General features: G+C 67.4%; 20 protein-coding genes and 1 tRNA gene. 7 read left to right on the top strand and 14 right to left on the bottom strand.

Annotated features, from left to right (window positions below; all coding sequences use genetic code 11):
- Position 1 precedes the first annotated feature (1 nt).
- On the top strand, positions 2–1,288 hold the full coding sequence (locus tag C8258_RS08365; protein ID WP_106954668.1) for an RNA polymerase sigma factor: 1,287 nt from the start codon (positions 2–4) through the stop codon (positions 1,286–1,288).
- A gap of 70 nt (positions 1,289–1,358) precedes the next feature.
- Here the strand turns inward: C8258_RS08365 and C8258_RS08370 are convergent, their stop codons facing one another.
- Positions 1,359–2,183 (bottom strand): phosphoribosylaminoimidazolesuccinocarboxamide synthase, encoded by an 825-nt coding sequence (locus tag C8258_RS08370; RefSeq protein ID WP_106954669.1) that lies wholly within the window; start codon positions 2,181–2,183, stop codon positions 1,359–1,361.
- Between the two features lie 222 nt (positions 2,184–2,405).
- Here C8258_RS08370 and pepN point away from each other — a divergent pair, with 222 nt between their 5' ends.
- The gene (gene pepN, locus C8258_RS08375; protein WP_106954885.1) at positions 2,406–5,000 is read left to right on the top strand and encodes an aminopeptidase N; all 2,595 of its coding nucleotides are present in this window, start codon (positions 2,406–2,408) and stop codon (positions 4,998–5,000) included.
- A gap of 62 nt (positions 5,001–5,062) precedes the next feature.
- Here the strand turns inward: pepN and C8258_RS08380 are convergent, their stop codons facing one another.
- Positions 5,063–5,506 carry an SgcJ/EcaC family oxidoreductase gene (locus C8258_RS08380; RefSeq protein ID WP_199195630.1) on the bottom strand — a complete coding sequence of 148 codons (444 nt, stop codon included), beginning with the start codon at positions 5,504–5,506 and terminating at the stop codon, positions 5,063–5,065.
- A gap of 116 nt (positions 5,507–5,622) precedes the next feature.
- Between C8258_RS08380 and C8258_RS08385 the strand changes: the two genes are divergently transcribed.
- Together C8258_RS08385 and C8258_RS08390 are read left to right on the top strand one after the other, a co-directional pair.
- A complete protein-coding gene (locus tag C8258_RS08385; RefSeq protein WP_106954670.1) occupies positions 5,623–6,240 on the top strand; it encodes a ClpP family protease in 618 nt (205 codons plus the stop codon).
- A 10-nt stretch (positions 6,241–6,250) separates the two neighbouring features.
- Positions 6,251–6,841: a ClpP family protease gene (locus tag C8258_RS08390; RefSeq protein ID WP_106954671.1), complete on the top strand. Its 591-nt coding sequence runs from the start codon at positions 6,251–6,253 to the stop codon at positions 6,839–6,841.
- Between the two features lie 86 nt (positions 6,842–6,927).
- Here C8258_RS08390 and C8258_RS08395 read toward each other — a convergent pair whose 3' ends face one another.
- The 5 genes from C8258_RS08395 to C8258_RS08415 form a co-directional block, all read right to left on the bottom strand.
- The gene (locus C8258_RS08395) at positions 6,928–7,419 is read right to left on the bottom strand and encodes a helix-turn-helix domain-containing protein (protein ID WP_106954672.1); all 492 of its coding nucleotides are present in this window, start codon (positions 7,417–7,419) and stop codon (positions 6,928–6,930) included.
- A 160-nt stretch (positions 7,420–7,579) separates the two neighbouring features.
- Positions 7,580–8,026, bottom strand: coding sequence for a DUF5130 family protein (locus C8258_RS08400; RefSeq protein ID WP_106954887.1), 447 nt, complete (start codon positions 8,024–8,026; stop codon positions 7,580–7,582).
- A gap of 10 nt (positions 8,027–8,036) precedes the next feature.
- Complete coding sequence (locus C8258_RS08405) at positions 8,037–8,315, bottom strand: hypothetical protein (RefSeq protein WP_106954673.1); 279 nt, start codon at positions 8,313–8,315, stop codon at positions 8,037–8,039.
- 51 nt (positions 8,316–8,366) lie between these two features.
- Positions 8,367–10,043, bottom strand: coding sequence for a glycoside hydrolase family 13 protein (locus tag C8258_RS08410; RefSeq protein WP_106954674.1), 1,677 nt, complete (start codon positions 10,041–10,043; stop codon positions 8,367–8,369).
- Positions 10,044–10,101: 58 nt separating this feature from the next.
- Positions 10,102–10,506: a globin gene (locus C8258_RS08415; RefSeq protein WP_030512691.1), complete on the bottom strand. Its 405-nt coding sequence runs from the start codon at positions 10,504–10,506 to the stop codon at positions 10,102–10,104.
- A gap of 344 nt (positions 10,507–10,850) precedes the next feature.
- On the opposite strand from C8258_RS08415, the gene C8258_RS08420 reads away from it, so the two are divergent.
- Together C8258_RS08420 and C8258_RS08425 are read left to right on the top strand one after the other, a co-directional pair.
- Positions 10,851–11,570 (top strand): HNH endonuclease, encoded by a 720-nt coding sequence (locus tag C8258_RS08420; protein WP_199195631.1) that lies wholly within the window; start codon positions 10,851–10,853, stop codon positions 11,568–11,570.
- A 117-nt stretch (positions 11,571–11,687) separates the two neighbouring features.
- Positions 11,688–12,629 (top strand): NAD-dependent epimerase/dehydratase family protein, encoded by a 942-nt coding sequence (locus C8258_RS08425; protein WP_106954675.1) that lies wholly within the window; start codon positions 11,688–11,690, stop codon positions 12,627–12,629.
- 15 nt (positions 12,630–12,644) lie between these two features.
- Here the strand turns inward: C8258_RS08425 and C8258_RS08430 are convergent, their stop codons facing one another.
- The 7 genes from C8258_RS08430 to C8258_RS08460 all read right to left on the bottom strand — a co-directional run bounded on the left by C8258_RS08430 (position 12,645) and on the right by C8258_RS08460 (position 24,502).
- The gene (locus C8258_RS08430; protein WP_106954676.1) at positions 12,645–13,298 is read right to left on the bottom strand and encodes a hypothetical protein; all 654 of its coding nucleotides are present in this window, start codon (positions 13,296–13,298) and stop codon (positions 12,645–12,647) included.
- Between the two features lie 32 nt (positions 13,299–13,330).
- On the bottom strand, positions 13,331–13,705 hold the full coding sequence (locus tag C8258_RS08435; protein WP_051042145.1) for a thioesterase family protein: 375 nt from the start codon (positions 13,703–13,705) through the stop codon (positions 13,331–13,333).
- A 242-nt stretch (positions 13,706–13,947) separates the two neighbouring features.
- A complete protein-coding gene (locus tag C8258_RS08440; protein WP_106954678.1) occupies positions 13,948–18,849 on the bottom strand; it encodes an NAD-glutamate dehydrogenase in 4,902 nt (1,633 codons plus the stop codon).
- 247 nt (positions 18,850–19,096) lie between these two features.
- Positions 19,097–20,773 carry an energy-dependent translational throttle protein EttA gene (gene ettA, locus C8258_RS08445; RefSeq protein WP_036499326.1) on the bottom strand — a complete coding sequence of 559 codons (1,677 nt, stop codon included), beginning with the start codon at positions 20,771–20,773 and terminating at the stop codon, positions 19,097–19,099.
- 75 nt (positions 20,774–20,848) lie between these two features.
- The gene (locus C8258_RS08450; protein WP_106954679.1) at positions 20,849–21,358 is read right to left on the bottom strand and encodes a single-stranded DNA-binding protein; all 510 of its coding nucleotides are present in this window, start codon (positions 21,356–21,358) and stop codon (positions 20,849–20,851) included.
- 160 nt (positions 21,359–21,518) lie between these two features.
- Positions 21,519–22,469 (bottom strand): threonine/serine dehydratase, encoded by a 951-nt coding sequence (locus C8258_RS08455; protein ID WP_036499322.1) that lies wholly within the window; start codon positions 22,467–22,469, stop codon positions 21,519–21,521.
- A complete protein-coding gene (locus tag C8258_RS08460) occupies positions 22,466–24,502 on the bottom strand; it encodes a cytochrome c oxidase assembly protein (protein ID WP_106954680.1) in 2,037 nt (678 codons plus the stop codon). Before C8258_RS08460 ends, C8258_RS08455 begins: the two co-directional genes overlap by 4 nt.
- Before the next feature lie 181 nt (positions 24,503–24,683).
- Here C8258_RS08460 and C8258_RS08465 point away from each other — a divergent pair.
- Positions 24,684–24,757: transfer RNA gene (locus C8258_RS08465), tRNA-Arg, on the top strand.
- Positions 24,758–24,905 lie beyond the last annotated feature (148 nt).

The following is a 24,905-nucleotide window of genomic DNA, read 5'->3' on the forward strand; positions in this document are numbered from 1 at the left end:
CATGCCCGGATCACAGGTGCCGGCCGTCCCGGTCGGACAGTCGTCTGAGCGCGACGAGCGGCGCGACGACTCCGCGCAGGAGGTCGCGCTGCTCCTGCGAGAGGTCGCGCCGGTCGTGCTGGGAATTCTGGTGCGCCGCTACGGCGATTTCGACGCGGCCGAGGACGCGGTGCAGGAGGCGATGCTCGCCGCGGTCACCCAATGGCCGGACAAGGGTTATCCGGACAATCCGCGGGCCTGGCTGCTCCAGGTCGCGCAGCGGCGACTGATCGACTCGGTGCGTTCGGAGATCGCACGCCGCTCCCGCGAGACGACAGCTGCCCTGCAGGACGTGCCGCCCGCCGATACCGATCCGGCCGCCGACGACACGTTGACGTTGCTGCTGCTGTGCTGCCATCCCGCGTTGTCGCCCGCGAGTGCGATCGCGGTGACGCTGCGCGCGGTGGGCGGTCTCACCACCGAGGAGATCGCCCGAGCCTTCCTGCTGCCGGAAACAACCATGGCGCAACGTATTTCACGGGCGAAGAAGCGGCTCGCCGCGCTGCCGCGCCCGTTCGCCGAGTCCGCGGTCGCCCCGGAGTACTGGAGCCGGCGGCTCGGGCCGGTACTGCACGTGCTCTACGTGATGTTCACCGAGGGGCACACCGCGACCGGCGGCTCCCGCTTGTACCGCACCGATCTGGCGGCGGAGGCGATTCGCCTGACCCGCAAGGTTCACCGGCTGCTTCCGGACGATCCGGAGGTCACGGGCCTGCTCGCGCTGATGCTGCTCACCGACGCCCGCCGCGCGGCACGCCTGGGGCCCAGTGGCGAATTGATTCCGCTGGCCGAACAGGACCGCACCCGCTGGGACCGCGACCGCGCCCGGGAGGGAATGCGGCTGGCGACGGCGGCGGTCGAGGCCGGACTCGACGGCCCCTACCGCGTCCAGGCCGCCATCGCCGCACTGCATACCCGGGCGCCGAGCGCCGCGGAGACGGACTGGGAGCGAATTCTCCTGCTGTACAACATCTTCGAGCGGCAGTCGGACAATCCGATGGTGAGTCTGAATCGCGCGGTGGCGGTGGCCATGGTGCACGGGCCCGCCGCCGGGCTGGAATCGGCGAACGCGCTGGCGGATCGCCTGCGTGGCAACCATCGACTCGACGCGGTGCGGGGACACCTGCACGAGATGGCGGGCGACCGTGCGGCGGCGATCGAGTCCTATACGGCGGCAGCACACCTGACCACGAGTACGCCCGAGCGCGACTACCTCATGCTGCGCGCGGCGAAGCTGCGCGCCTCGTAGCCGGGCGAGCCGGGGCCGCTGTCAGCGAAACCTTCTGCGGCGCAATTGCTTCGACCGTAACCGACCGCGCTCACGCCCAGGCGTTGCCCGTGATGCGCTGGTAGGCATCCATGTACTTCTCGCGGGTGACGGCCACGACATCGGCGGGGATCTCGGGGCCGGGCGGCTCCTTGTCCCAGCCGGTGGAGGTCGCCCAGTCGCGGACGAACTGCTTGTCGAACGAGCGCTGCGCCCGGCCCGGCTCCCATTCGTCGGCCGGCCAGAACCGCGACGAGTCGGAGGTCAGGACCTCGTCACCGAGGGTGAGAACATCACCGTCCCAGCCGAATTCGACCTTCGTATCGGCGATGATCACACCGCGCCCCGCGGCGTGCTCGGCGCCGCGGGTGTAGATCTGCAGGGTCAGGTCGCGCAACTTCTCGGCGACGCCGCGACCTTCTTGATTCACCACATCGTCGAACGTGATCGGCTCGTCGTGTCCCGCGGACGCCTTGGTGGTCGGGGTGAAGATCGGCTCGGGAAGTTTGTCTCCCTCCCGTAGCCCGGCGGGCAGCGTCACCCCCGAGACCGCGCCGGTCCGCCGGTACTCCTGCAGGCCGGAGCCGACCAGGTAGCCGCGGGCGATGCACTCCACCTGCACCATCTTCAGCGGTCGCACGCGCACCGCGCGCCCGGCGAATTCGTCCGGCACGTCGGTGGTCGAGAGCACGTGGTTGGGCACATCGGAGAAGTAGTCGAACCACCAGTTCGACAGCTGGGTGAGCAGCGCCCCCTTGTCCGGGATCGGCGTCGGCAGCACCACGTCGTAGACCGAGACCCGATCGGAGGCGACCAGAATCAGCGATTCCCCGTCCTCGTAGAGATCGCGCACCTTACCGGCGTGGATGTGCTTCACCGGCCCTCCTCGCTTCGCTGTCCGCCGCACACGAACGCCCAGCCTACCGAGCGCCCCGGCGGCACCGAACGCTCGGTGGCGCGGCGCGCGGCGTTTCGTCTCGCACGGGGTGCGGATGCACGGTCGGCCCAGCCGTGCGGGCGCGAACGTGGCATTCTGGGCACCGTCAGCGACTGCATCCGCAGCGTGGTCCACACGACCGGTCCGAGCGAAGGAGTCTCCTTGTCTGCACCGAACCTCACCCGCGAACAAGCCATCGCGCGGGCCGCGACGATCAGTGTGGAGAACTATCGCGTCGAACTCGACCTCACCGGGCAGCCGACCGGTCCCGCGGCCACCGCCGGCGAGACGTTCTTCTCGCGCTCCACCGTCACGTTCACCGCCACTCCGGGCGCGCAGACCTTCATCGATATCGTCGCCGCCGGTGTGCGTTCGGCCGTTCTCAACGGCACCGAACTCGACATTTCGGGCTACGACGAGTCCGAGGGTCTCACCCTGACCGAGCTGGCCGAGAACAACGTCCTGGTGGTCGAGGCCGACTGCGTGTACTCGCACACGGGCGAGGGTTTGCACCGCTTCGTCGATCCGACCGACGACAAGGTCTATCTGTACTCGCAGTTCGAAACCGCCGACGCCAAGCGGATGTTCGCCTGCTTCGACCAGCCCGACCTCAAGGCGACCTACGACATGACGGTCACCGCGCCCGCCGACTGGGAGGTGATCTCCAACGGCGCCGCGACCGCCACCCGCACGGTCGGCGAGGTGGTCGAGCACACCTTCGCCACGACGCCGCGGATGAGCACCTATCTGGTCGCGCTGATCGCCGGACCGTACGCCAAGTGGATCGATGTGTACACCGACGATCAGTCCACGATTCCGCTCGGTATCTACTGCCGCGCCTCGCTCGCCGAATTCATGGACGCGGACAGGCTTTTCACCGAAACCAAACAGGGCTTCGCGTTCTACCACCGCAACTTCGGCGTCCCGTACGTCTTCGGGAAGTACGACCAGCTGTTCGTTCCCGAGTTCAACGCCGGCGCCATGGAGAACGCCGGCGCGGTGACGTTCCTCGAGGATTATGTCTTCCGGTCCAAGGTCACCCGGGCCTCCTACGAGCGTCGCGCCGAGACCGTCCTGCACGAGATGGCGCACATGTGGTTCGGCGATCTCGTCACCATGAAGTGGTGGGACGATCTGTGGCTGAACGAATCCTTCGCCACCTTCGCCTCGGTCCTGTGCCAGGCCGAGGCCACCGAATACACCGGCGCCTGGACGACTTTCGCCAATGTGGAGAAGTCGTGGGCTTACCGGCAGGATCAGCTGCCCTCCACCCATCCCATCGCCGCCGACATCCCCGATCTCGCGGCCGTGGAGGTCAACTTCGACGGCATCACCTACGCCAAGGGCGCTTCGGTGCTCAAGCAGTTGGTGGCCTACGTCGGGCTGGAGCCGTTCCTGGCCGGGCTGCGGGACTACTTCGCCGCACACGCCTTCGGCAACGCCACCTTCGACGATCTGGTCGGTGCGCTCGAAAAGTCATCCGGGCGTGACCTTTCCGGCTGGGGTGCGCAGTGGCTCAAGACCACCGGCCTCAATACGCTGCGCCCTGACTTCGAGGTCGATGCCGACGGGAAGTTCACCCGGTTCGCGGTCGTGCAGGGCGGCGCCGAACCCGGCGCCGGCGAGTACCGCGTCCATCGCCTGGCCATCGGCGTCTACGACGACCGGGACGGAAAACTGGTGCGCACCAAGCGCGTCGAGCTCGATCTCGACGCCGCCGAGCGCACCGAGGTCGCCGAGCTCGTGGGTGTCGAGCGGGGCCGGCTCGTGCTGGTGAACGACGACGACCTGACCTACTGCTCGCTGCGCCTGGATCCGCAGTCGCTGGACACCGTGATCGCACGGATCGCCGATATCGCCGAATCCCTGCCTCGCACGCTGTGCTGGTCGGCGGCATGGGAGATGACCCGGCAGGCGGAGATGCGGGCCCGGGATTTCGTGGCGCTGGTGCAGCGCGGAATCGGCGCCGAAACCGAAATCGGTGTCGTACAACGGCTTCTGATGCAGGCGCAGACCGCCCTGGCGAGCTACGCCGACCCCGAGTGGGCCGATCAGACCGGATGGCCGGCCTTCGCCGATCGTCTCCTCGAACTGGCCCGGGCGGCCGAACCGGGTTCGGACCATCAGCTGGCCTTCGTCAACGCCCTCACCGGCGCGCGCCTGTCGCCGTGGCACAGTGAGGTGCTGGGCACCCTGCTGCTGGATTCCGACCCCGCCGCGGCCGCGTTGCCCGGCCTCGCGGTGGACACCGATCTGCGCTGGCGGATCGTGGGCGCGCTGGCGGCGGCCGGTCAGCTCGACGCCGAGAGCACCGAGACCCCGGTCATCGACGCCGAACTCGAGCGCGATCCCACCGCAGCCGGCCGGCGCCAGGCGGCCGCGGCCGCCACCGCCCGCCCACAGGCCGAGGTCAAGGAAAAGGCCTGGCGCACGGTGATGGACGACGACTCCGTCCCGAACATCACCGCCCGCGCGATCGTCGGCGGCTTCGCGCCGGTCGGGCAGGGTGAACTGCTCACACCGTATGTGCAGCGCTACTTCGACGAGATCGCCTCGGTGTGGGAGCGCCGCTCCAGCGAGGTCGCACAGACCGTCGTCGTCGGCCTCTACCCGCACTGGGCCATCAGCGAGGAGGCCGTGGCGGTGGCCGACAAGTTCCTCGCCGATGAACACCCGCCGGCCCTGCGCCGCTTGGTGATCGAGGGTAAGGCGGGAATCGAACGCTCGCTGCGTGCCCGCGCCGCCGACATCGCTTGAGTGTGCTTGCGGCGCCTACCGATCGGTGGGCGCCGCAACGCCGGACCGCGAAGCGACGCGGTTCACTGCCGAGGCACCGGTGTGTTGTGCCGCGCCGCGATCCACCAACGGCCGTCCTCCTTGGTCAGTACATACAGCGCGACCATCGCCGGGTCGACATCGATGGGCGCGCCATCGGCGGTCACCGCCCGTGCGGCCTTGTGCATGATGGCGACATCCGCCCGCAGGAACGTTATGCCGAGAAGCTCGTAGCGCACGTACTGGTCTTTCAGAAATCCCGCCAATCCGTCCCGGCTCGCGGCGAGCGTCGCGTCGCGGCCGTGCAGAAGCATGCCGGCCGCGTTGCCCAGCACCGCATTCCGGGCCACATCCCGCACCATCATTTCGGCGTCGTTGGTATTGAACGCGGTCTCGACATTCGCGATGAGTGCCTCGATCGCCAGCCGGTCCTCGGCATGGTCGACACTGTCGTCCTCGATTATCGGATTCTGGTCCGTCGTGTTCATGATGATCATCGTTGGACCTCGAGAGCAGTTGAGGTCAAGCAGTTCGCTGCTGTGGGCAGATCTGCTGACAGCAGCATGACGGGCTCGTGCCGTGTCCGCTGGGGCACGGTGGGCGTATGGCTCACGACGACAACAAGATTCCATTGTTCAGTTGGCGGTCGCGAGAGCAATTGCTCAGCCGCCGCATCCTCGTCCTCGACGGCGGCCTCGACGACGACAACGGCACGCTGCTCACGACTCAGTTGCTCACCCTCGCGGCCGAAGACCCCGACGCCGGCATTTCGCTGTGGATCCACTCCCCCGGCGGATCGGTGCCCTCGATGCTGGCGATCCGCGACGTGATGCGGCTGGTGCCCTGCGAGGTCTCCACGCTGGCACTCGGATTGGCTTGCAGCGCCGGGCAATTCCTGCTGTCTGCAGGCACCCGGGGCAAACGCTACGCCTTGCCGCACGCCCGCATCCTCATGCATCAGGGGTCGGCGGGCATCGGCGGCAGCGCGGGCGAGGTGGAGGTGCAGGCCGACGATCTGCGCCACACGGTGAACACCGTGCTCGGACTCATCGCCGAGGACACCGGGCAGCCGTTCGACCGGATCTACGAGGACTCGCTGCACGACCGCTGGTTCACCGCGACCGAGGCCCGGGAGTACGGCTTCATCGACCACATCGTCGACTCCTTCGACCAGGTCATCCCGCAACGCCAGCGCATCGGAATCTCGGCCGGGAAAGCATAGGGGCCACATCATGACCAGCTACACCATTCCCAACGTCATCGCGCAGCACCCGCGCGGCGAGCGGATCATGGACGTCTACTCGCACCTGCTCACCGAGCGGATCGTCTACCTCGGCACCCCGATCGATTCGGGGGTGGCGAATGCGCTGATCGCGCAGATGCTGCATCTGGACGCGGAGAGCGCGGGCCAGGAGATCAACCTCTACATCAACTGCGAGGGCGGCGATCTGTCGGCGATGCTCGCGATCTACGACACCATGCAGCACATCTCGTCGCCGGTGGCGACCACCTGTGTCGGCCAGGCCATCGCGGTCGGTGCGGTGCTGCTGGCCGGCGGCGCGGCGGGCCGGCGGGCGGTGCTGCCGCATGCGCGCGCCGTCCTGCATCAGCCGGCGACGCGCGGACAGGGCGCGATTCCCGATCTCATCATCCAGGCCGACGAACTCGTCCGGATGCGCGCCGAAATCGAGACGATCCTGTCCCGCCACACCGGTCAGGAAGTCGCCACCCTACGGCACGACACCGATCGCGACCGGGTGTTCACCGCGCAGGCAGCGGTGGAATACGGATTGGCCGACACCATCCTCGGCGCCCGCAGCTGAGCGGATCCGACAGCGCAGGAGAGCAATCCACAGCCGAGCAACAGATCGTGGCGTCGCAGGCGATCTCCGTCAGGCGCGGTGCGCGCTCAGGCGGCGCGGGCGAGCATGGTGGGACCGAACGGTGGACGGGCTGCCAGCGGGCGCACCGGGGCGAGGCGGGTGACGCGCAGCAGGTCGGCGGCGATCTCCGCGGTCAGTTCGCCCAAGGTGGTGCCGAGCGCTCCGGCGAGGGCGGCGATCATCTCGCTCGACGGTTCCTTGCGCCCGCGTTCGATCTCGGACAGGTACTGCGGTGAAATCCCGGCCCGGCCCGCCGTTTCGGTCAGCGTCTCGCCGTGGTCCCGGCGCAGTTCGCGCAACCGTTCTCCGAGTACCTCACGCCACAGCGGTTCCCGGGCGGCGCGGGATTCGCGAGGCCGATCGGGGCGCGACGGCACCGAACGCAGCACGTCTCGCTGGGGTCGGGTGCCGGGCTCGGCCGGCGTCGCCGGGACGGCCGGGCCATCCGCCCGGGTCGAGGGCGCAGACTCGTCCGCACGTCCGCCGGGGAGCGAATGCAGTTTCGGGTACTCGGCCATGTGGTGAGCCTACGGCTGCCGCCGGGCGGGGCGAGCTCACTTACGCTCACAGCGTATTTCGGGTCGTCCGTATACAGCCGCACCCCCTCCCGGCTGTTCCGGGAAGGGGTGCGTGGCCCTGATGCGAACCGGCGCGAGCGTGCCGATCAGTGCGGGCGAATCAGCTCGGGCGGCCGATCGCGGACGCCATCACGCGGACCGCGGAGACGAGTCCGTCGATGAGCTGTCCCTGCCGCAGCGACGCGAGCGCCGCGGTGACACCGAGCTGGCAGACCCGGTCGTTCACGCGGTCGGCGACGTCGCGACCGGAACGAACCTCGACCGCCTTGTCGTTGGGCGAGACGGCGATGAGCACCGAACGCGCCGCCTCGGGAGTCGACGGGAACACCGCGTCGGCGCCGGCGGCGGCATCCGCGCCCAGATCGCCGATGTAGATGTTGAACCGGACCTTGGTGGTGCGAGTCGCCTCGGTGAGGGTGTTGTCCATCAGCAGCCGCTCACGGTCGTTGAACGGCGCTTCCTTGAACACGTCACCGGCTTCGTGCACGCCGGATACCCGCCCGCTGGGGGTGATGGCGTACCCGTGCGGCAGGGTGGACGGGTCCACCACAGGCCAATTAGAAGTTGCCACTTGCCCGGCCTCCGATCAGATCTGCCCCGGCGGATTCGATGGCCGCATGGTGTCCATGCGACGACTCAGCGACACCGTGACCGAATGCGGTCACCTCATCGGTCGCGCTCCACAGCACCGGCTCCGCGGTCCACTTCTTCCCGAGGTCGTAGTGGACCGGCTTCTCGCCGGGCAGCGGTTTGCCGAGGAACGACAATCCGGCGATCACCGCGTAGATCACCAGCGGGATGCCGAGAAAGATCAGCACTGTTTCGAGAATGCTCACAGCTCAACGGTAGACGATCGTGGTTTGCCGGTCCGCGCCGAGCCGCCCGTGTCACACCAACCAGGCCGTCGAGTCCGGTGCGAGCAGGGCACCGTGCGGCGGCGCGCTCGCCAGCAGCATCGTGCCCGGGGGCAGCGCGATCGGAGCCGCGGAGGCGTTGAGCACACAGATCAGTCCACCCGGCCGGCGGAAGGCGAGACAGTCTTCCGGCGCGTCGAGCCAGTCGACCGTGTCGCCTTCGAATTCGGCTCGGGTACGGCGCACTCGGAGGGCGGCCCGATACAGCGAGAGCGTCGAGTCGGGCGATTCGCGTTGCGCCGCCACGGTCCGATCGGCCCATTCCGCCGGAATGGGCAGCCAGGAGTCGGGACCGGCGGTGAATCCGAAGGGCGGATCCGTCCCCTCCCACGGAATCGGCACCCGGCAGCCGTCACGTCCCCGTTCGGTGTGGCCGGAGCGTTCCCAGACCGGGTCCTGCAGCACCTCCTCGGGCAGGTCGTCGACATTGGGCAGCCCCAATTCGGCGCCGTTGTAGACGAAAGCCGCCCCCGGAAGCGCGAGTTCGAGCATGATCATCGCGCGTGCACGGGCGATGCCGGACGCGCCGCCGCCGTAGCGGGTCACCTCCCGCTCGATATCGTGATTGGACAGCGTCCACGTCGGGACGGCCCCGACGCGCGCCACCGATTCCAGCGAATTCTGCACTGCCGCACGAATTTTCACCGCGTCGAACGGTGTCTCGGCAAGCCGGAAGTTGAAGGCGAGGTGAAGCTCGTCCGGGCGCACGTACTCGCCGAATCGGACGTTGTCCTCGACCCACACCTCGCCGATGGACACCGCGTCCGGGTACTCGTCGACCACCTTGCGCAGCCGCCGGTGGATGTCGTGGACCCCCGGATTGTTGAAGCGCGGATCGGTGTCGTCGTGCACCAGCAACTTCGCGTCGGTGTCAGTGAGATGGGTCGCCGACGGGTCGGCCGGATGGGTGGCCGACGGGTCGGCGGAGAGTCCCACCGCTGCCACCACGACCGGATCCATATCGGGCAGTCCGGGCGGTTTGGCCATGCCGTGTGCCACATCGATGCGGAAACCGTCGACGCCACGATCGAGCCAGAACCGCATGGTCTGCTCGAAATCGGCGACGACCTCCGGATTGTCCCAGTTCAGATCCGGTTGTTCCGGTGCGAACAGATGCAGATACCACTGCCCCGGCGTCCCGTCGGGCTCGGCGATGCGCGTCCACGCCGGACCGCCGAAGATGCTGGGCCAGTTGTTGGGCGGTCGCGAGCCGTCGGACCCGCGACCGTCGCGGAAGAGGTAGCGCGCCCGCTCGGCGCTGCCGGGGGCGGCCGCCACCGCGGCCGCGAACCACGGATGGCGGTCGCTGGTGTGGTTGGGCACCAGATCCATCGTCACCCGGATGCCGCGCTCGTGGGCTGCGGCGATCAGCTCGTCCATCGTCGCGAGGTCGCCGAACAGTGGGTCGATGTTGCGCGGATCACTGACGTCGTATCCACCGTCGGCCATCGGTGAACGCATCACCGGACAGATCCACAGCGCGTCGACGCCCAGCAGTTCCAGATAGCCGAGCCGGTCGCGCACGCCGGCGAGATCACCGACACCGTCGCCGGAAGCATCGGCGAACGAGCGCGGATAGATCTGATAGAACACCGCCGAACGCCACCAGGGTGGCGCCGATTCCTCCGTATGCCCGGCGGCGTCCCCCACTGCGAGCTCAGCCTGTCCGCCGGCCGATGACGCTGTCACAGTCGTATCCCGGCCCGGCTCACATGGGGGAATTCATGAGTGAATTCGCGGCCATCTCCAAGTAGTCGAGCAACGCACGCCGATGTTCGTCGTCGAGAACGTCCGGCTCGATCTCGGCAATCGCGATGTGCATACAGCGCAACCACGCATCACGCTGGAGCGGTCCGATGCTGAACGGCATATGCCGCATGCGCAGCCGGGGATGTCCGCGTTCGTCGGAATAGGTGCGCGGGCCGCCCCAGTACTGTTCGAGGAACATGCGCAGCCGGCGCTCGGCCGGGCCGAGGTCCTGCTCCGGATACATCGGCCGCAGGATCTCGTCGGCGGCCACCTCCCGGTAGAACGCCGCGACGATCCGCCGGAACGTTTCCGCTCCGCCGACCGCCTCGTAGAACGATGTCGCCGTCTGTTCGCCGGAAGTCATCGACCCTCTCGATCTGCTCGCCTGCCGGTATCCGCCCACCATTGTGCCCGCACCGCCCGCCGACGGCCCACCCGTGCGGCCGCCGCCCGACGGTCACCGGCGGATCACGCGACGTTCAGACGACGGTCGCCGCGGGGACGGCCACACGGCAGATAATCGCCTCCGACACCGGTATCCGGGCAGCGGATACCGAGCCGCACCGCGTCGACCACCGGCGATCCGCGCACCCGGCCCGAATTTCGGCACCGAAATCACTGTGCACACGGGCACGTTCCGTGGTCAACTTGGTGACAGTGTCTGCCGATCAGCACACGAACCGACCTAGCAGAATTCGGGGTCCATCCATGAAGCAGCGGCACGGCGCCCGGTCACACGAGGCGAGAACGCACCGACAACTCCAGCCCGCCGATGTCCACAATCGTGGGTCGGGGGCTACTCCGCTGCATATCCTCTCCGCATATTCCTCTCCGGGACATCCGTCCGCGTCACCGGGACATTCGTCCCCGGGTGCGATCACGCACCGAAATACCGAATCCGCAGCTATCGCCTGGTCCAAGAGCCGGGTATTGCTTCTGAATGCCACCTACGAGCCACTGACCGCACTGCCCGCCCGGCGTGCCATCGTGCTACTGGTCTGCGACAAGGCCGATACCGTTCATCACAATCCCGAGGGCCCGGTCGTCCACTCCGCCGGCGCCTCGGTCGCGCTGCCGTCGGTGATCCGGCTGCGCAACTACGTGCGAGTCCCCTACCGCGCCCGGGTCCCCATGACTCGCGCGGCACTCATGCACCGGGATCGTTATCGCTGCGCGTACTGCGGCGGAAAGGCCGAAACCATCGACCATGTCATTCCACGCAGTCGCGGGGGCGCGCATTCCTGGGAGAACTGCGTAGCCTCCTGCGCTCCCTGTAATCACCGCAAGGCCGACAAACTCCTGAGCGAGTTGGGCTGGACGCTCATGCACCCCCTGGTCTCGCCGACCGGGCCGCATTGGCGATTGCTGTCGACCACCTCGGATCTGGATCCGGTGTGGTTGCAGTACCTGGGCGAGGGCGCTGCCTGACCCTGAAACAGCGCGCCGATCACAATCGTGAGCGCTGCTCTTGAAATATTCACGGCCGTGGGGCACACTCGTCCATGAGCACAAGAGCGGTGCTCTCGAAAGTGATTGGAGCCCACCATGTCGGATCTGCATGTCGTCACCGGAGCCGGACCCGTCGGCACCACGATCGCCGAACAACTCGCCGCCACCGGGGCGACGGTCCGCATCCTGACCCGGTCGGGCAGCGGTCCGGACCATCCGCTCGTCGAGCGGCGCTCGGTGGACGTCAACGATCGCCACCAGCTTGCCGCCGCGGTCGACGGCGCCGCCGCGATCTACCACTGCATCCACGCCTCGCAATACTCCGCGCGGACCTGGCGGGCGGAACTGCCCGGCGCCGAACAGATGATCCTGGACGTCGCGGGGCGCACCGGGGCAGTCGTCGTGTTTCCGGAGAGCCTGTACTCCTACGGCCCGGTCGACCGGCCGATGACCGAAAACATGCCCCGCACTGCCGATTTCGGCAAACCGGCGATCCGGGTGCACCTCCTGCGCGCTCGCGAGGCATCGCCGACGCCGACGGTCAGCGTGGCCGCCTCCGATTTCATCGGGCCGCATGTGCGCACCTCGCACGCCGGTGACCGGATGGTGCCGAATATTTTGGCCGGCAAGACCGTTCAGATCTTCGGCAAGGCCGATCTACCGCATTCGTTCACCTATATGCCCGATCTCGCCGCGGCCATGATCCGGGCAGCCGCGGACAGCACCCTGTGGAACACCTTCCTGCACGCCCCGACCGCCCCGGCGGTCACGATGCGCGAACTGGTGGCCGCCCTGGCCGATGCCGCTCGGATGCCGATGCCGAAAGTTGTTGCGCTGCCGGGCTGGACACTGCGCACGGCCGGCATCGTGAGCTCGATGATGCGGGAGCTGGCAGAGATGAACTACCAGTTCGAGCGGCCCTTCCGACTCGATTCCACCCACAGTGAGCGACTGCTCGGCCTGGCGCCGACACCGCTGCCGGAGATCGCGGCCGGCACCATCGCGTGGTGGAAAACAGCTGTGGTGGAAGGGAAGTGAACTACCGGGCGCCGATCACCCGGCCAGCAGCGGCCCACTGCGGCGACGAGCGACCGAGCCGTAACGCGCATCCAGCCGCAGCCAACTGCGAGTGGCCCGCACCCGCACGGTCTCAGCGGGCGCGATGCGGCGAGAGTCGGCTTCGCCGCCGGCGTGCGGAATGAAATCCATTGCGGTGAGCGCGAAGACGACGCGCATCGGTACCTCGACCCGCTCGTCGCCGCCGGTGACGGTCAGCACCGTCTGCTCCAGCAGCGAGGCCGGCGGACCGTGGCCGGCAGTGTGTTCGGCTGCCACCCGGGCACCGCGTTCGGCGAGTTCGACCAGGCTCCGGGCCGGAACATCGTCGATATGCGCGAAACCCACAGCAGGCGGCAAGGCGGTACGCCAGGCCGAATCCATCGAATACCCCACCTCGATGCGCCCGTCGGCGCCGGGCCGTTGGAGTCCGGACAACGCGGCATCACCGGCGACGGTGACGTCCACGACGTCCAGTTCGCCGACCACCGTGCGCGCGGCCAAGACCTCGAATCCGGTTGCCGCCCACGCGGTGACGTAGCGGTCGCCGCGGCGATGCAGCCGCACGACGGCAGCCGGATCCAGCCGGATCGCGTGGGTGAGGAAGGTCGCGAGGTTCTCCCGCTCGGCGGGATCGGATATGCGCAGCATCGAACCGATGTCGTCCCTAGGTGTCGTCGCCGCTATTCGGCCCGCCACAGGCTCAGATATTCGCGCTCCTCGTCGGTGAGCCGGCGCAGCCGCTGGGTGTCGATATCGAAGGCCGCGATCTGGGTGCTGGCGACCACGGCCGGCGGTGAATCCAGTGCCACGCCGTTCGCGCGGACCTCGTAGCCGATGGTGAAATCGACCGCGCGCAGCTGTTCGATCCACATCGCCACATCCAGCGGCGTGTCCTCGTGCCGGAGTTGGCCGCGGTAGCGAACGTGCAGGTCGGCCAGGACACAGCCGGTACGCAGCCCCGCAGTGGGCCGCTCCCCCTCGAACAGCCACGGAATACGCGCCTCCTCGAGCAACGTCACCATGCGGGCATGGTTGATGTGCTGGAAGACGTCCATATCCGACCACCGGACATCGACCTTCGCGTGGAAACGCTTGGGCAGGACGACGGTGCCTCCTGCCTTCAGGGCCCCGTTCACCGAGCCGACACTGGTCACGCTGTTCACCTCCGATCGGATTCCGCCCGCGCGCATTGTGCGGCGTGCCTGCGCGGGCGGACGAGCAAGCCGAAGCGGCGTGCGACTTCGGTGTCGGGACCGCTTCGGCTAACCAGTATGCAGGTTCGGGGCTCGACCGCCGTTCAGCGAGGCACCTCGGACTGCGCCCCCACACCGCTGACCATGCTGCGGACCTGCCGCGCCGCGACCGAGAGCGTCGCCAGATCGTGTGCTCCGGAGGCGAACAGTTCCGACAGCGCCGCCCGCGCGCGGCCGAGCCGGGACTGGTTCTTCGACTCCCAGTACGCGATCTTCTCCTCCGCGGTCTCCTCCGGATCACCCGCGGACAGCACGTCGAGGGTGAGCGACCGCAGCGACCCGTACATATCGTCGCGCAGGGCGAGCCGGGCCAAGGCGTGCCAGCGATCGCCGCGCTCCAGATGGCTCACGGCCTGCAGCAGCCAATCGATCTTGAGGTGCTCGTTGAGCGCGTAGTAGAGCGCGCCGACCTCTTCGCCACTGCGGTCGGTGATATCCGCGATATCGACGACGTCGAGCAGCGGGAACAGGTTGAGCAGACCGAAGACCTCGGTGGCCAGATCCTCCGGTACGCCACGCGAGACGATCTCGGCGGAGGCTTCGGTCAATGTGTCGAGGTGATGGCCGCGCAACCATCCCGGGACCTTCGGCGCGAGTTCGCGGACCGGACCGCTGTAGCGGTGGATTTCGGCGCCGACCGCGACCGGCTGCGGACGGTTGCTCAGCAACCAGCGCGACGCGCGGTCCAGGGTCCGCTTGGTTTCCAGCTCCAATTCGTCCTTCACCGCCGTCGGCACATCGGCGGCGCGAATGCGCTGCCACAGCGAATGCAGGTCGAAGATCTTGCTGGTGGCCGCGAAGGCGCGCACCACATCGGTTGCGCTGGCGCCGATTTCCTCGTTCAGCCGGTGCGCGTAGGTGATGCCACCGAGGTCGACCATCTCGTTCACCACCATCGTGGTGACGATCTCGCGGCGCAGCCGGTGACGTTTGATGGCACCGCCGAATCGCTGGCGCAACGCCGCCGGGAAGTATTTCGGTAGCCGCGCGGCGAAGTACGCGCTGTCGGGCAGATCGCTGTCGAGGAGATCGGCCTTCAGCGACAACTTCACGTGTGCCAGGAGATTCGCCAGTTCCGGCGAGGTGAGACCGGTCCCGGCCTCCGCGCGACGAGCGAGCTCCTTCGTCGAGGGCAGGGCTTCCAGTTCCCGATCCAGACCCCGCCGCTGTTCCAGATCCTCGATCACCCGCATATGCACGTTGAGCATGCGCGGCGCCTCCGTGCGCGACATCCCCATCAGGTAATTCTGGGAAACGTTGTCCCGCAACACCATGTCCGAAACGTCGTCGGTCATCGAGGACAGCAGCGGGTTGCGATCGCCGACCGGCAGTTCACCGGCGGAGACGACCCCGTCCAGCAGCACCTTGATATTGACCTCGTGGTCCGAGCAGTCGACGCCGGCGGAATTGTCGAGGGCGTCGGTATTGCATTTGCCACCGAGTTTGCAGAATTCGATCCGTCCCAATGCGGTGACGCCGAGGTTGCCGCCCTCGCCGATGACGCGCACGCGCAGATCACTCGCATTCACGCGCACGGCGTCATTGGACTTGTCGCCGACATCGCCGTTCGACTCGGTACTGGCCTTGATATACGTACCGATTCCGCCGTTCCACAGCAATTGCACCGGCGCCCGCAGAATGGCCCGGATCATGTCCGGCGGAGACAGTGATACGACATCCTCGTCGAGCCCCAGAGCGCGCCGGACCTGCGGGCTCACCGGCACGGCCTTCACAGTGCGATCCCAGACACCACCGCCTTCGCTGATCAGCGAGGTGTCGTAATCCGCCCACGACGACCGCGCCAACCCGAACAACCGCTTCCGCTCCGCGAACGACGACCCCGCCACCGGATCCGGATCGATGAAAATATGCCGATGATCGAACGCCGCCACCAACCGAATATGCTCCGACAACAACATCCCGTTACCGAACACATCCCCCGACATATCCCCCACACCCACCACCGTGAACTCCTCACGCTGGGTATCGACATTCATCTCCGCGAAATGCCGCTTGACACTCTCCCAGGCACCCTTCGCGGTAATCCCCATCGCCTTGTGGTCATACCCCGCCGAACCACCCGACGCGAACGCATCACCCAACCAGAAACCGTATTGTTTGGCGACGTCGTTGGCGATATCGGAGAAGGTCGCCGTTCCCTTGTCCGCCGCGACCACGAGATAGGTGTCGTCACCGTCGCGGCGCACCACCCGCGCCGGCGGAATCACCGCGCCACTGGCGTGATCGACATTGTCGGTCACATCCAGCAGACCGCTGATGAAGGTGCGATAGCACTCCACCCCTTCGCCCTGCAGCGCCTGGCGGTCGGTCGCCGGATCGCCACTGGGCGCGGGCGGACGCTTCACCACGAATCCGCCCTTCGCGCCCACGGGCACGATCACCGCGTTCTTCACCGCCTGCGCCTTCACCAGACCCAGAATCTCGGTCCGGAAATCCTCCAGGCGATCCGACCACCGCAGCCCACCGCGCGCCACCGGGCCGAAACGCAGGTGCACGCCTTCGACCCGCGGCGAATACACGAAGATCTCGAACTGCGGCCGCGGACGCGGTAGCTCCGAAATCGCGTGTGGCTCAACCTTCATCGACAGATAGTCACGCGGCCGGCCATCGGCGTCGACCACGTAGTAGTTGGTGCGCAGCGTGGCGGTGACGACACCGAGAATGGCTCGAAGAATACGGTCGGCGTCCAGGCTTACGACCTCGTTGATCCGTTTCCGCACCGCGGCTCGCAGCTCGTCCGCACGGTCCGAGGAGGCCGAATCGGGATCGAACATCGCCTCGAACAGTCCGACGAACAGCTGCGCGATATCCGGTGAGGCGAGCAGAACCCGAGCGATATTGGCCTGACTGTACGGAAAGTCCGCCTGCTGCAAGTACTTCGAGTAGGCGCGCAGAATCGATACCGACCGCCATTGCAGTCCGGCACGCAACACCAACTCGTTGAGCGGATCGCTTTCCGCCCTGCCGTGCCAGAGGGCGTCGAACGCCTCGGTGAAACGCTCGCGCAACCCGCGTTCCTGTGCATGGAGGACATCGAGCCGGTCGGCGGTTTCCACCAATTCGGCATCCATGTTGCGGTCCAACGACATTCGCAGCAGGTCAGGACGCGCCTGCAAGCCGAAATCGTAGATCCACGCCGTCCTGCCGTCGCCGAACTCGACCTCATAGGGCCGTTCGTCGACCACCTCCACACCCAGGCTCTGCAGCAATGGCAGCACCTGGCTCAGTGAGATACCGCCGCCGACGTACAGGGTGAATCGCCAGGACCCGGGCTCGGCACCCGACCTGCGATACAGATGCTGATCGATGGCCTCGCCCTCGAGGCGCTCCAGCCGAACGATGTCGGCCAGCGCCCGGGAGGGCTCGAAATCCTCCTTGTACCCGTCCGGCAGCGCGGCCGCATAGCGTTGCACGACAGCGGGATCCAGCACCGTGGACCGGGCCACCTCGTCACGCAGGTGATCGTCCCAGGTGCGGCTGGCCTCGGCGAGCAGATTCTGAATCCGCAACCGATTGGTTTCGGACGTATCCACCTGTGTCCCCGGTTCGGGGAGATGCACGGTGAAATACACACTGGCAAGCTCGTTTTCGGACACCCGCGCCGAATAGTCGATCGATTCACCGCCCAGTTCGCGCACCAGGATGTCCTGGATCTCGAGCCGGACCCGGGTGGTGTAGCGGTCGCGCGGCAGATACACCATGGCGGCCACGAAGCGACCGTAGGAGTCCTGGCGGAGGAACAACCGCACCTGTCGCCGAATCCCCACACTGAGCACGGCGCTGGCGGTGCGGCGCATCGTGTCGATATCGGAGGAGAACAGTTCGGTGCGGGGGAAGGACTGGATCACCTCGAGCATCGCCTGGCCCGAGAACGATTCCAGATCGAATCCGCACTGTTCGATCACGGTGCGGACTCGCCGCGCGATCACCGGGATGTCGAGGACGTTCTCGTGCAGAGCGGCGACGGTGAACACGCCGATGAACAGATGTTCACCGACGACCGTGCCCGAGGCGTCGGACTCAGCGACGCCGACGAAATACGGGTAGACCGAGCGGTGCACGGTCGCCGGCACCAGCCCCTGGGTGAGCATCAGCAGCGGGCGCCGGCCACCGTTGCCCGGAACCTGGAAGTCGGTACCGACGTTGGGTCGCAGTACACCGAGGCAACTGTCCGGCACGACAACGGATTTCGTCGCCGCGCCGGTCGCTGGGCGACGCTGGAAGCGGGCGTAGCCGAGGAGGGTGAAATGGCCGTCGGCCAGCCACTCCAGCAGATGCGCACAGTCGATCAGGTCGACGACCGGATACGGCGAGGTCCCCGCGTCCGCCGTGCGGATCAGCTCGTGGGCTAGGCGATCCTGCACCGCGCGCATCGCCTCGGTATCGCCGATGACCTGTCGCACGTCGGTGAGCACATCGGGCACCTCGGACTCGATGCGTTCCAGAACGTCCCGGCTCGTGGACGGGTGCAACTGCACGTGAATCCAGGATTCCCGCAAGCCGGTGACGCCGTTGCCGTCGACCTCGTGCGGTGCCGCGGAGTGCAACCGCCCCTCGTCGTCGCGCATCACCTCGAAGATCGGGTGGATCACTTCGCTGACGGTGACGCCGATGCGAGTCAGGGCGGACGCCACCGACTCGACGAGCAGACGCATATCGTCGGTGACCAGTTGCACCGCCGCCCCGATGCCGCTGCCGTCGTCCGGGTGGTAGACCCGCACGCGCGCCGTGCCCGCGGGCCGTTGCAAGCCCAGTTCGAGATGCCTTCGGAAGACCAGCGCCGAACTTCCGGTGATCGCACAGTCCACATCGCCGGCATCCACGTGACGGAAGTACGCCGACTCGAGCGTTGCGAGTTCTCCTCGCAGCGGCTCCGGCAGACTCTCCGCCCACGCGTTACTGGACAATTCGGACGAGACCGTCATTTTTTTCGCCAACTCCCTCGGATTCGGTTCCGCAACAAAGTGACGCCGGAGTCGAGAGTAGCTGGGCAGCCGAGGCGCCGGGGTGGATTCCTTCTAAACCCTCGGCGACGCTCAGCTACCTCGAACGGGCCGGTTGGTACGTCCGTGTTCGCAGCCTACGCCGAGACCGGGGTAGGCCGCGATGACGTTGCGCCCCACAATGATTGACGCACGTCCGGGTGGTCGGCCGACTGCGCGAGCCGGAAGGTCAGTCGCGAGTCAGCTTACGGTGAGTAACGCGATGCGGACGGGCCGCCTCCGGGCCCAGGCGCTCGACCTTGTTGGCCTCGTAGGCCTCGAAGTTGCCCTCGAACCAGAACCACTGGGCCGGATTCGAGTCGTCGCCTTCCCATGCCAGGATGTGGGTACAGGTGCGGTCGAGGAACCACCGGTCGTGGGAGATGACCACGGCGCAGCCGGGGAAGTTCTCCAGCGCGTTCTCCAGCGAGCCTAGGGTTTCCACATCGAGGTCGTTGGTGGGCTCGTCGAGCAGGATCAGGTTGCCGCCCTGCTTGAGGGTCAGCGCCAGGTTCAAGCGGTTGCGCTCACCACCGGACAGCACACCGGCCGGCTTCTGCTGGTCGGGGCCCTTGAAACCGAAGGCGGAAACGTATGCGCGCGAGGGCATTTCCTGATTGCCGACCTCGATGTAGTCGAGTCCGTCGGACACGACCTGCCAGACCGTCTTCTTCGGATCGATACCCGCGCGGTTCTGGTCGACGTAGCTCAGCTTCACGGTGTCGCCGACCTTGACCTCGCCGCTGTCGGGCTGCTCGAGTCCGACGATGGTCTTGAACAGCGTCGACTTACCGACACCGTTCGGGCCGATCACGCCGACGATGCCGTTGCGCGGCAGGGTGAAGGACAGATCCTTGATCAGCTGCCGGTCGCCGAAGCCCTTGTCCAGGTGCTCGACCTCGACGACCACGTTGCCCAGGCGCGGACCATGCGGAATCTGGATCTCCTCGAAGTCCAGCTTGCGCATCTTCTCCGCTTCGGCGGCCATCTCCTCGTAGCGACCGAGACGGGCCTTGTTCTTGGCCTGGCGGGCCTTGGCGCCCGAACGCACCCAGGCCAGCTCCTCCTTGAGCCGCTTCTGCAGCTTCTGATCCTTCTTGCCCTGCACCTCGAGCCGTTCGGCCTTCTTCTCCAGATAGGTGGAGTAGTTGCCCTCGTAGGGGTAGGCCCGGCCGCGGTCGAGCTCGAGGATCCAGCCGGCGACGTTGTCCAGGAAGTACCGGTCGTGCGTGACGGCGAGGACGGCGCCCTGGTACTGGGCCAGATGCTGCTCGAGCCAGTTGACGCTCTCGGCGTCGAGGTGGTTGGTGGGCTCGTCGAGCAGCAGCAGGTCCGGCTTGCTCAGCAACAGCTTGCACAGCGCCACCCGGCGGCGCTCACCACCGGAGAGGTTGCCGACCGGCTCGTCCGGCGGCGGGCAGCGCAGCGCGTCCATGGCCTGCTCGAGCTGGGAGTCGATATCCCACGCGTCGGCGTGGTCCAGGTCCTCCTGCAGCTTGCCCATTTCCTCCATGAGCTCGTCGGAGTAGTCGGTGGCCATGAGTTCGGCGATCTCGTTGAAGCGGTCCAGCTTCACCTTGATCTCGCCGAGGCCCTCCTCCACGTTGCCGCGGACGGTCTTCTCCTCGTTCAGCGGCGGCTCCTGCTGCAGGATGCCGACCGTCGCTCCGGGCGCCAGGAACGCGTCACCGTTGTTGGGCTGGTCCAGTCCGGCCATGATCTTCAGCACGCTCGATTTACCGGCGCCGTTCGGACCGACGACGCCGATTTTGGCGCCCGGAAGGAAGTTCAAGGTCACATCGTCGAGGACGACCTTGTCGCCATGCGCCTTGCGAACTTTCTTCATCTGGTAAATGAACTCAGCCATGTAGGAAAGCCTATCGGTGTCGGAACCAGTGGGTCGAAACGGAGGACCGCGCGAGCGGAGCAGAGGTAACGGTAGTCATCCAGCGTCGGCGGCCGCCGCGGAGACCGGATCGACGGTAGTCGATCCCGCGCCCGCCGCGGGGCCGGACTCGCCCGGCGGCGCCTCGGGCACCGCGCCGTCCCCTCCGGGGACAACGTGTAGGTCCGGGCCGGAGTTCCGCGTGCCGCCCCGCCGCATCACCGGAGCCGTGCAACGGCCCAGGTCGGGACCCAGCGCGGCGGCTCGCATCTCGAGATCGTGGCGTTGCACACCCTCCCTGGTCCGGTACTCGTTGGTGCGCAGCTGTCCGTAGGCGATGACCGGATCGCCGCGACGGATGGAGGCGTCTACCCCCTCCACCAGGCGGCGCCAGCAGGTCACCGTCAGGAACAAGGTGCCGCCGTCCACCCAGCCGCCGGTATCGCGATCGAAGCGGCGGGCATTGCTGGCCATCCGGAAGCTGACCACCTGCTCCCCACCGGGCAGACTCCGCCGTACCGGATATGTGACGACGGTGCCGATGACGGCGGTATTCGCCTCGTACATGGTTGTCCCCCTTCACGTTTCGACTGTCCCCGTCCGTGGCGCCCTCGGCTGCCGTGACTTGTTCAGCGTCGCCGATTTCGCCATTCGTCACCAGTGCCGAATGCGGATATGTGGACAACTCACGCAGGTGTGAACAGACACCGTTTCCGAACTCGCGTCGCTAGAGGTTGCTCACGTCCGTATTGGCGCCGCACAGCACGATCACCGGGCGCTCACCGGGTTCCGGGACATAGGCCCCGCTCTGCACGGCGGCCAGCGCCACCGCGCCCGCCGGCTCCACGACCAGACGGAATTCGCGCCACAGATATTCGCGCGCCATCGCGATCGCATCGTCGCCCACCAGGACCGAGCCGACGCCATAGCGGATCGCGGTGTCGAGTGCGATGTCACCGATCCTGGTGGCACCCAGCGCATCCGCCGCGATGCTGTCGACCGGCACATCGACCGGGCGCCCCGCCGACAGCGCCGCGTACAGCGTCGGCGCGCCCTTGGGTTCGACGCCGATCACCCGCGACCGTGGACCGAGCGCGATGGCGATACCGGCCATCAGTCCCCCGCCGCCGACCGCCATCAGCACCGGTGGCCGCCCGCGCACCTGGCGTTCGATCTCGAGTCCGACCACACCGGCCCCGGCGACCACCGCGGGCAGATCGTAGGCGTGCAGTTGCAGCGCGTTGCGCTCCGCGGTCACCGCGTCGGCGTGGCGTTTGGATTCGGCATAGGTCGTTCCGTGCCACAGCACTTCCGCGCCGTATCCCCACATCGCCGCGACCTTGGTGTGCGGTGCGGTTTCCGGGACGACGACGGTACAGGGGCGCCCGCGCAGCGCACAGGCCAGCGCCGCGGCGATACCGGCGTTGCCACCCGAGGCGATCACCACCGGACGGCCGTCGTCCGCCGACTGCAGCAACGCGTTCAGGCTGCCCCGCACCTTGAACGTGCCGCCATGCTGCAGATGTTCGAGCTTCAGAGTGACCTTGACCGGCCCCTCGGGACCGGCCACCTCGGTATGGAACACGGGCGTGACCCGCACGTCGTTACCCAGTCGCTCGCGCGCGGCCCGGATGTCGGCGCGAAAAAGGCGCGGAATCCGCGCGGGCGCCTCGGTCACGGTTTCACCTCGCGGTCGCGTTTCGCCAGTTCGGCGAACATGGCGTTGTGCGCGGCGAGGGCGGCGTCGTGATCGCGTTCGGCGGCCCGGTCGAAGCGTTTGGCCGTGCGGTTGTCGCTGCGCGACCACTGCACGAGCAGCGCCAGCATCACCAGGACCAGTGGAATTTCACCGCTGGCCCAGGCCAGGCCGCCGCCGGTGCGCTGATCGCCGAGCAGATCGGTGTTCCAGCTCAATCCGAGCCCGCGATAGAACCACTCGCCCATCACCGTTGTCATGCTCATCAGGGCGACGCCGAAGAACGCGTGGAACGGAAGCGATCCGAACACCATGCCGACCTTCGTGAGCGGCTGCACCTGGCGCGGTTTGGGGTCGATACCGAGAACGACCCAGTAGAACAGGTAGCCCGAGACCAGGAAGTGCAGATTCATCGCCAGGTGGGCGCCGTGCTCGCCGACCACCGCATCGAAGATGCCACCCAGGTACAGCGCGTAGAAGCCGAGGATGAACAGCGCCGCGGCGACGGCCGGCTGCGTCAGGAAACGGGAGACCGGATTGTGCACCGCGGCCAGCACCCATTCACGCGGTCCGGGCGGTGCGTCGCGACCTGCCGCGGGCAGGGCGCGCAGGGCCAGCAGCACCGGGCCGCCCAGTGCGAACAGCACCGGCGCCAGCATCGACAGCAGCATGTGCTGGGCCATGTGCACGCTGAACATGGCCGGGGCGTAGCGGCCCACACCGGAACTGGTGGCGATCAGCAGTACCGCACATCCGCACAACCACGCCACGGTCCGGCCGACCGGCCAGGCGTCGCCGCGTGCGCGCAGTCGCCGCACACCCACCAGATACAGCACCGCCAGCACAATGGCGAGCGTGCCGAACATGATGTCGAACCGCCAGTCGAACAGGATGCGGGCGGCGGTCGGCGGCCCGGCGAGGTTGTACCCGAGTTCGACCTCCGCGGGCGAGGGCACCCGTTTCAGATCCGGCGGCGGAGTGCGGCCCAGCCCGACGGCCAGGCCGATCGTGGCCGCGAAGATCAGCACCTCGACTCCGGCGTAACTGATCAGGGCCGAGCGGTCGCGGGGATTGTCGGCCAGCGCCGGAAGGGCGCGGCGGCGCTGCAGGAATCCGGCGACACCGAGCAGGCAGAGCGCGACGGTCTTCGCGATCACCAGCCGGCCGTAGGTGGTGGTGAACAGTTCGTCCCACGGCACCCGCACCCAGGCATTGAGCACGCCCGAGACCGCGACGACCGCGAACGCACAGGTGGCCACCAAGGAGAATCGCCGCGCGGCAAGACCGGTGTATTTTCCGCCGCGCATGGCGTAGGCGAGTACCGCGAACAGGCCGCCGACCCACACCGCCATGCCGACCAGATGCAGAATCAGGCTGTTCGTCGCGACGTCGTGGGCGCCACCCGACGACGAATGTCCGGTCAGCGCAACCGGAATCAGGCACAGCAGCGACCAGGCGAACAACACGGGCGTCCAGCCCCAGCGCAACGCCAGCCGGCAGCCGATGGCCAGCAGAATCGCCATGATCGCCGTGGCGCGCCAGGATCCCGCGACATCGACCTTGCCGATGGCATGCCAGACCTGATCGGGCCGCAACACCGAGCGCACGGGCTGGCCGGTGGTGTCCGAGAGCGTCAACGGCACCAGCAGCGCCGAGGTCACCGCCCAGGCCAGCGCCGCGATACCGGCACGACGAAGGGCCCGGTAACCGCCGACATCCAATAGGCCGTCACGTTGCGGCGGGCACAGGAACGCCGCGAAGAGCAGCGACCCGACCGCAATCGCGGCCGAAAAATCGGCCAGCGCCCGGACCGCGGGCAGGCCGTAGGTGGTCAGCGGGCCGGGGTCGGGAATGCCGAGCAGCGTCAGCGCCTGCGCCGCGGACAGACTGACCACGATCGGCGCGACCAGGGCCGTCAGACCGACAGCGACCACCGCCAGCACCGGGAACGCCGTCGCCTCCGGCCGCACGGCCTGGGGGTCGGAATCGGCGGGCGGGTCCTGCGGTGACGACATACTATTCAGCGTAGTTGGCGGCCCACCTCACAGCCTTCCGGCCCCGAATCGGCCCGCTCGCTGTGACGAGGCCGACAGTCGCACACGGTGTTGTCGATGACCAGCACGGATCTGGACGCTCGCTATAATCAACTCGCTGGACACGCTGCCTCAAACCGGGCATGGTGTTTGGTGCTGCCATGCCTCCGTAGCTCAGTTGGATAGAGCAAGGGCCTTCTAATCCCTAGGTCGCAGGTTCGATTCCTGCCGGGGGCGCTGTATCGGTCCAACCTGCACACATTCCGGGTTGGGCTGTGGTTACCCAATTGGTTCAACGCTCAAACACACAGAAATTTCGTCTCCGATTCGGCACCCGGGCCGCCGCGAGCAACTCGCCGCTGGGGGCCGTCGACACCCGATCTCA

Origin of the sequence: Nocardia sp. MDA0666 (assembly GCF_003023875.1) — a bacterium.
In the GTDB taxonomy this organism is placed as follows: domain Bacteria; phylum Actinomycetota; class Actinomycetes; order Mycobacteriales; family Mycobacteriaceae; genus Nocardia; species Nocardia aobensis.